The 2,056-nt window shown below is 77.0% G+C and carries 2 protein-coding genes; both read left to right on the top strand.

The genetic code is table 11. From position 1 onward, the window contains the following. Nucleotides 1-1,196: aldehyde dehydrogenase family protein (locus AB0B41_RS43130; RefSeq protein ID WP_358213020.1), on the top strand; the 1,196-nt coding region annotated here is incomplete at its 5' end. A 110-nt stretch (nt 1,197-1,306) separates the two neighbouring features. Further along, nucleotides 1,307-2,056 (top strand): DUF4142 domain-containing protein (locus tag AB0B41_RS43125; protein ID WP_358213018.1); only part of this gene is annotated, 750 nt, incomplete at its 3' end.

Genomic DNA, 2,056 nt, shown 5'->3' with positions numbered 1-2,056 from the left:
GTGGTCACGGCGATCGTCGGCTTCGGCGGCTCGTTCACCGTGGTGCTCACCGGGCTCCGGGCGGCGGGTGCGTCCGAGGCGCAGGCGGCGTCGGGGCCGGCATCGGCACCCTGGAGCAGTACGCGCAGCTCGGGCCGCTGCACCGCGGCCGCAGCCTGCAGGGCGGATGGGGCGCGACGGACCTGATGGTGCACGCGCCGCGGGGCGTCGTCGCCGTCCTGACCCCGTGGAACGACCCGGTCGCGGTGGCCGCCGGCCTGCTCGGTGCCGCGTTGGTCACGGGGAACACCGTGGTGCACAAGCCGAGCGAGCGCTGCCCGCGCACCGGGCGGCGGTTCGCCGAGCTGCTCGCGGCGCACCTGCCCGACGGCGTCCTGCAGATCCTCGACGGCGACGGGCCGGTCGGCGAGGCGCTCGCGGGCTCGCCGGAGGTCGACGTCGTCGCCCACGTCGGGAGCACGGCCACCGGGCGGGCGATCGCCGCGGCCTGTGCGCGCACCGGCGCGAAGGCGCTGCTGGAGAACGGCGGCAACGACCCGCTGATCGTCGACGCCGGCGTCGACCCTGTGTGGGCCGCCGAGCAGGCGGCGCTGGGCTCGTTCGCCAACGCCGGCCAGATCTGTGTGTCGGTGGAGCGGATCTACGTGCTCACCGAGGTCGCGGAGCCCTTCCTCGAGGCGCTGGTCGCCGAGGCCGGGACGTGGGCCGACCGGATCGGTCCGTTGGTCGACGAGCGCCAGCGCGAGCAGGTGCACGCGCACGTCCGCGGTGCGGTCGACGACGGCGCGCGGCTTCGCGCGGGCGGCGAGCTGCCCACCGGGCCCGGCTCATTCTACCCGCCGACCGTGCTGAGCGGCTGCACGCCGGGAATGGCCGTGCTGTCCGAGGAGACGTTCGGGCCGGTCGCACCGGTGCGCGAGGTGCCGGACCTCGACACCGCGCTGCGCGAGGCGGCCGCGGACCGCTACGGCCTCGCCGCGACCGTGCTCACCCCGGACATGGAGCACGCCCAGCGAGCCTGGCGGGAGCTGCCGGTGGGCACGGTGAAGGTGAATGCGGTGTTCGGCGGAGCGCCCGGCGGGGCGGCCCAGCCGCGCGGCGCCAGCGGGCAGGGCTTCGGCTACGGGCCGGAGCTGCTCGACGAGATGACCACGACGACCGTCGTGCACCTCGCGCCGCCGCGGGCGGCGCGGTGACTACCCGCCGCAGCGTCCCACCAATCGGGGGTCGTGGTGACGGCCGAAGGAACCACCCGATCGGGCTGCGCGCGGTTGCGGGTGGCCGTTGCGTCCCGATACTCAGCCGCGTGACCAGCACAATTCGGGGGAACGTGATGACCACTCGCCTCACCCGCGCGACGGCCGGGACCGTCCTCGCGGCGCTCGCGTTGACGGGAGCGGCGGCCTGCGGGTCGGGCTCCGAGCAGCCGCCCTCCGTGCCGACCGGGAGCGCGGCCCCGCCGTCCCCGGGCGGCGACGCCGGCGGGGAGGCGAGCGACGCCACGCGGCAGGCCTTCGGCCAGGCCAACCAGGGCGCGCTCGGGCTCGTCGCGCTCGGCGGGCTCGGGACCGACAAGGGCGTCGGCGACCAGGTGAAGGGCCTCGCGCCGGACCTGACGTCGCAGGGCCAGGCGCTGCTCGACCAGGTCAAGCAGGCCGCGTCCGCGCAGGGGGTGACCCTCGGGGACCAGCTCGACGCCCAGCAGCAGGCCCTCGTCGCCGACCTCCAGGCGCGCAGCGGTCAGCCCTTCGACGCGGCGTGGCTGCAGGCGGCGCAGTCCACGCTGCAGCAGGCCCGCGACGCGGCCGACGCCGTGCTCAACGACCCGAACGCGTCGCCCGACGCCAAGGCCGCGGCCCGGCAGGCCCTCGCCCAGCTCGACGCGCTCGCCGCGAAGATCTCGGCCGCCTCGTCGTCCGCCGGCGCCTCCACGCCGGGGTCGGTGGACGCCGGCAACGGCGGGCAGGCCGCCGGGACCGACGACGTCCTGCCGATCGTCCTCGCCGGGTCCGGGCTGGTGCTGCTCGGCGCCGCCGGGGCCGCCGGCGTCCGCGCG

The organism is Pseudonocardia sp. NPDC049154, from assembly GCF_040648315.1.
Taxonomy (GTDB): domain Bacteria; phylum Actinomycetota; class Actinomycetes; order Mycobacteriales; family Pseudonocardiaceae; genus Pseudonocardia.
The sequence above is the reverse complement of the archived record's forward strand: the minus strand, read 5'-3'. Positions and strand labels throughout refer to the sequence as shown.